Here is a 5,787-nt window from a genome sequence, read left to right as displayed (position 1 = left end):
CTGGGGGGGCGACAAGCGCCCTGTAACCCTTGATACATCTTAAATTGAGCAAATTATGGTAAAAAAAGATAGGTCATAACTTGTCAATACGACCTATCAATTGAAAATGCTACCAGAATTATATCAAAAACATCTAAAAAATCTACTTTGTGAATCTCAATTATTGTTTTTTTACCTTATAATAATAATTATACAAGACACCAAAAATATAAAACTTGAAAAAATCGCAGAGTCACTCCCTTTACCCATTCAATTTCACTCACGACGTAAAAAACTACAGAGATTTTTGTCTTTGCCAGTATTTGATGTAAAATATTTGTGGTTTCCAATTATTCAAGAATGGATAAATCAAACATTTCCTAAAGAAAAAATAATCTATTTAGCTATCGATAGAACTAATTGGAAGAACAAAAATTTATTGGTGATTAGCTTAATTTATAAAAACCGAGCAATTCCCGTTTATTTTCAACTTTTATCAAAATTGGGGTCAAGTAACTTTTCCGAGCAGAAACAACTAATTTCAAATATTATAGAGCTATTTAATGATTATCAAATTGTCATTTTAGGTGACCGGGAATTTTGTTCAGTTAAATTGGCTGAGTGGCTAGATAAACAAGGTTTTAAGTTTTGTTTAAGACTTAGAGAAAACGAGCAAATTGAACTCAAAAATCAGGGGTGGATTTCCTTGAAAAACTCGGGATTGAAACCAGGAATTTTGTTATTTTTTGAAAAGGTTAAAGTCACCAAAACTAAACAAGTATCAGGATTTAGTATTGCATGTAAATGGAAGAAAAGTTATCGAAATACAGTAACAAAAGAAGGTTGGTTTATTCTAACAAATATGAGCGAAGCATCTGAGGCAATATCCGCTTATAAAAAACGTTTTGATATTGAGGAGATGTTCCGAGATTATAAAAGCGGTGGATATAATATGGAAGGCAGTAATGTTGTAGGCGATCGCTTTATATCTTTAGTTATTATAATCTCTTTTGCTTACTTTATTGCAACTATTAAGGGAAAAATAATTAATAAAAAAGGAGTTCAAAAATATGTAGCTAGAGTCAAAGAATATGGGCGATTAACTAAAAGACATAGTAATTTTTATATTGGAATGTATGCTCAAAAATGGATTAATATTAGGTCGCAATGTTGGGAATTAGTTGATAAGTTAATGCGTTTAAGTCGTCATAAGCTCGATAATTATTTACGAGGTATGAGAGCTATGAAGCTTATACAGTCTACTTTTTAGCTCTCATGTCGCCCCCCCAGGGATTGGTGTGTTCCAGTGGGTGGTATGGGGAAGCTGATAGAGGAACTTGTTGCTCAATGCAAAAAAAATGGTGTGGAGATACTCAACCATGCTGAAGTCACCAAAATAGAACCAGACGAAGGGCAAGCAACCGTAAAGTTCCAACATAATAACCAAGAAAGCCATGTCAGTGGAAAATATGTCTTAGTTAATCTTGCTCCGAAAAAACTTTCGCAACTGTTGAATGGGTATAATCCTCCCAACGATCCCAAAGATGAAGGATCGTTTGTCAAAATTAATATGGTTTTAAGGAAGTTACCCCGTTTGAAGGCAGATTACGATCTTGTAGAGGCATTTACTGGAACATTCCATGTCAACGAGGGTTATCAAAACATCATCGATAGCTACAAAATGGCTTGTGAAGGAGTGATACCAGAACATCCCCCTGGGGAGTTCTATTGTCATAGTTTAACGGATGATTCTATCCTCTCCCCATCTCTGAGAGCAGAAGGTTACCAGACCCTAACTTTATTTGGGTTGGAAATGCCTTATAGCTTATTTGTTAAAGACAATGAAACAGAGAAACAGAAAGTATTAGAGAGGTATCTTAATGGGGTAAATCAATATTTATTATATCCCATAGAAGATTGTATAGCGCGGGATAAAAATGGTCAACTTTGTGTTGATGTCGCAACTCCAGTGGATGTAGAACGAGAAGTGGGCATTCCCACAGGTCATGTCTTCCATCAATCTCTTTCCTGGCCTTTTGTAGAATCAGAAGAAGAACGGGGAATGTGGGGTGTGGAGATTGGCTTTGATAATATCTTCTTGTGTGGTTCTGGAGCTAAACGGGGTGGGTGCGTTAGTGGGATTCCAGGGCATAATGCAGCCATGAAGATTATAGGGGGTTGATGCGAAGGATTACTTGATGCTGTTTTTCAGTCTAAATTATGAAAGTTTTATTGTGTAGCGATAGCGCAACACTAGCAGTGAACTTACTAGCATCACAACTATCAGACCATGAAATTATCACCTGTCCCTCAGATACTATTATCAAGTATTTAGATAGTGTTGATGTTGTGATACCTTGGATGGCTAACATTGATGCTTCAATTATTGCCTCTGGACACTTTGGTTTAGTGCAAGAGTTTAGTGTGGGTATAGAAACCATAGACATTGAGGCAGCTACTCGTGCTGGAGTATGGGTAGCACATGTACCTGGGCGTGTTTCTGGCAATGCTGATTCCGTTGCCGAACATGCCATCATGCTAATGCTCATGCTCTCGCGACACATGACAACCACACAGCAATCATCTAAAAGTGAAGACTGGAGTGCAAAAGCAGGTATTGCCTTATTAAGAAAAACAGCTTGTATCGTTGGATTTGGTGACATTGGTACAGCATTAGCGGTACGCCTAAAAGCTTTTGGAATGCGTCTTGTTGCGGTTCGGCAACACCCAGAACGTGGTGCGTTACCAGAAACAGGGATAGAAAAAGTTTACGGCTCGAATGCTCTTTCTGAAGCGTTATCAATTGCTGACTATATTATCTTGTGTGCCGAGTATACTAAAAACACTCATCATCTGATTAATCAGAACACACTGGCAGCAATTAAACCTGGAGCATTTCTCATCAACGTAGGACGGGGTGGTTTAGTGGACACAGATGCCTTAGAAGCAGCACTAGAGAAGGGACATTTAGCAGGAGCTGGTCTTGATTTCGTTGACTCCCCCACGGATTCTCTTCATCAGCAAAACGTAATTATTACTCCACACATTGCTGCCATAACCGAGGTAAGTTACGATGGTATGGCGGCTGTGGTGATTGATAACATTAGACGCTACGCACGAAGTGAACAGCCACGATACACCGTCAACACGCCTCATAAGTTACGACGCTGAGAGTCATTATCTGTTCTAATCAAACATTAAGTCAGGAACTAACTCCGCGTAACCTTCTGTAGTTCGAGGTAAACGTTAAAGGGATGCAGCCCGGTCTACTCTGGGTTTGTTGCAAAACTTAACAATTTTTATATCATGAAAAGTAATTATTACGATAGACTGGCTAAGTGGAAAACTTAGGAGGCAAAGAAATGAACGATCAAAGATTGATTACCCCAAGTTTTCGCCCTTGCTGAATCAATGGTAATTAGACCTAATGAGTTAATTAGTAAGCCAGTCGATGATTAGTGTAAAACTGATCATGTTGGCTAAATCAGTTGTTAGATAAGTAAATACAGAGAATGACCCAAGTCTATACCAAAGATTTTGAAATCCAATGCTCTCCCTCACAGCGGACATGGATAGAAATTTCCCAAAAAATTGCTGCGCTTCCCTTACCAGGTGTGCCCATTCGCTTGATTTTAACCAAGGTTGAAGGAGATACGCTTACCTTTGAATCCAGCTTTATCGATACAGACAGAAAGCCGGTTTGGTCATCATTACTAGACATCAATATTCGTCAACGGGTTTCTAACCAACCGTTTGTGGCAGTTAGTATTATTCCCACGGGAGTCAGAGCAGAAATTGGTGGTTTTGCGGGAGATGCTACTCCCAGTACCAATCTGTTAGCGACCGCTTGTGACTATCTGGTCACTAATCCCAATGCCGTTACTGCGTCGGATATCTATTTCGGTCAGGATAATGTTCTTTATCTGGAAGGGAATCTGATTTGTCAGTTACTCCTGGGTAATATTGGGGTTATTCCTCAGAAGCGCAAAAACATTGCAGCAATTATTGAAAAGCCCAAAGATGAGCGATTTTTAAACAATGTTATTAATGCGCTCAATGGCTTGCGTGCTGTAGGGGGAATTAATATCGACCCTGTAGTGGTAACAGGTGGCCCAGTGGAAACCGCCTGTACCTATTCCCAGTATGGTAATGCTTCCGGGGAATTTAAAGGTATGGATGAGTTGATGAAGGCTCTAGATGTGGTGGAAAATTCTTCGGCTAGGGCGGTGGCTTTAATGACCACTTTGGAAGTAGACGATAAAATCCGTCAAGCTTACTACCGAGGGGAATCTATCCCGAATCCTTGGGGCGGTGCGGAAGCAATTATGACCCACATGCTCACTAATTTTTATCCCTTTACTGCAGCCCATGCTCCCTTATTATTAGAGTGGGAACATACGGGATTTGGTAAATTAGTAGACCCTAGGGATGGAGCAGAATTAATTTCGAGTGCCTATGTTTGTTCCCCTCTCAATGGTTTAATCAATTCTCCTCGTCCGGTAAGGTTTGATACTCCCGTAGCAGCAGGGGAAACCAGGATATCGGTGGAGAATGTTTCGGCAGTAGTAATGCCAGAAACAACCGTGGGAAATATTCCGTTCTTAGCGTCTTTAGACCAAGGTGTGCCGGTAATCTTAGTTAAAGATAATACCACTAAGTACGATATTACTCCTGAAAGATTGCAAATTGAAACTAAAGGCAACCCGATATATCGTGTCAATAGCTACATGGAGGCGGCGGGATTACTGTTAGCCTTACGTAATGGTATTGCGGTGGAAAGTACAATTCGCCCAATGCCGCAACTTCAGCCAATTTTTCTGTAGCTTATGACTCAACCTTCTTCTGCTTATAAGCTCATCGCATCTCATAATCAGGATGTTCAGGTGAGTCTTTATACTCCTGCCCACCAAGGAGTTGCTCAAAATAGCGTACGCCTGAGTCAAGAAATCTATCAATATGATGTACCATTTCTGACTCGCCCTCGCACTGAGAGCATCGAAAAACATTTCTCTGAAATGTATGGCACTAAACATACGTTTTGGCTAACTGGGGGAGGCACTCAAGGGGTTTTAACAGCTTGTGCTTTACTGGGTACTCAGTACAAGCGAGTGGCGATCGCCCTCAACAGTCATATTGCCACCATAAACGGCATCATTTTAGCCGGATTAGAGCCTTACTTTATTCCTTCTGAGTCCCTGATGCCTAATACTGAAGAGGTGATTACGGCTTTAGAAACCAGTGGCGTATCGGCTTTGTTACTAACTCATCCGAGTTATGAAGGTGTAACTATTGGTATTGGTAAGATAGCTGATTACTGTCGCAAGCACGATCTGGCTTTAGCAGTAGATGAAGCCCACGGTAGTCATTTTCCCTTTCTGGACGAACAATGGCAATCAGCGATCGCATTTAAGGCAGATATCGTCACCCATAGTATGCACAAATATACTGGGAGTTTGGTACAAACTGCTTTATTGCATTTACCCACTGACTCTAGGTTTAGTATTGAACAAGTTATGGGGGTGATGCCTTTATTTGAAACCACTACCCGCAGTAACCTGTTAATGCTGAGTATTGAAGATGCGATTAAGAAGGGGTATTCTGAGGAAGGTCAAGCTTTATTTTGGCAAGCTATTGGTGAATGCGATCGCCTGCGCAGTCAATTGGATAATTACGGCAAGCTGTTAACGTATGATGCCCAAGTTAGCGATCCGCTGAAAATCTATTTAAAAAGCGATCGCACTACAGGGCAAGAGTTAGCAGAGCTGTTGTACGAACGCGGGATTGATGGGGAATTTGCTGGTGAAGAGG

4 protein-coding genes and 1 pseudogene are annotated in these 5,787 nt (G+C 40.4%); all 5 read left to right on the top strand.

Translation table 11 applies throughout. The features are described from left to right. Nucleotides 1-106: 106 nt before the first annotated feature. Nucleotides 107-1,269, top strand: a pseudogene (locus F6K52_RS31085) (IS4 family transposase); the annotation flags it as partial. Nucleotides 1,270-1,294: 25 nt separating this feature from the next. Continuing rightward, complete coding sequence (locus tag F6K52_RS31080) at nt 1,295-2,161, top strand: hypothetical protein (RefSeq protein WP_293088013.1); 867 nt, start codon at nt 1,295-1,297, stop codon at nt 2,159-2,161. 38 nt (nt 2,162-2,199) lie between these two features. Continuing rightward, complete coding sequence (locus tag F6K52_RS31075) at nt 2,200-3,150, top strand: NAD(P)-dependent oxidoreductase (RefSeq protein ID WP_293088011.1); 951 nt, start codon at nt 2,200-2,202, stop codon at nt 3,148-3,150. A gap of 341 nt (nt 3,151-3,491) precedes the next feature. Beyond that, nucleotides 3,492-4,802 carry a DUF3326 domain-containing protein gene (locus F6K52_RS31070; RefSeq protein WP_293088009.1) on the top strand — a complete coding sequence of 437 codons (1,311 nt, stop codon included), beginning with the start codon at nt 3,492-3,494 and terminating at the stop codon, nt 4,800-4,802. 3 nt (nt 4,803-4,805) lie between these two features. Continuing rightward, nucleotides 4,806-5,787, top strand: a 982-nt coding sequence (locus tag F6K52_RS31065) for a DegT/DnrJ/EryC1/StrS family aminotransferase (RefSeq protein WP_293088007.1), incomplete at its 3' end; no start/stop codon positions are given.

Source organism: Moorena sp. SIO3H5 (genome assembly GCF_010692395.1).
In the GTDB taxonomy this organism is placed as follows: domain Bacteria; phylum Cyanobacteriota; class Cyanobacteriia; order Cyanobacteriales; family Coleofasciculaceae; genus Moorena.
Note: the sequence above shows the minus strand (reverse complement) of the source record. Positions and strands in the feature narration are given on the sequence as shown.

Excerpts from the sequence above, each read along its gene's own strand:
- F6K52_RS31075 (WP_293088011.1), top strand. The coding sequence starts at position 2,200 with ATGAAAGTTTTATTGTGTAGCGATAGCGCAACACTAGCAGTGAACTTA.
- F6K52_RS31080 (WP_293088013.1), top strand. The coding sequence starts at position 1,295 with ATGGGGAAGCTGATAGAGGAACTTGTTGCTCAATGCAAAAAAAATGGT.
- F6K52_RS31070 (WP_293088009.1), top strand. The coding sequence starts at position 3,492 with ATGACCCAAGTCTATACCAAAGATTTTGAAATCCAATGCTCTCCCTCA.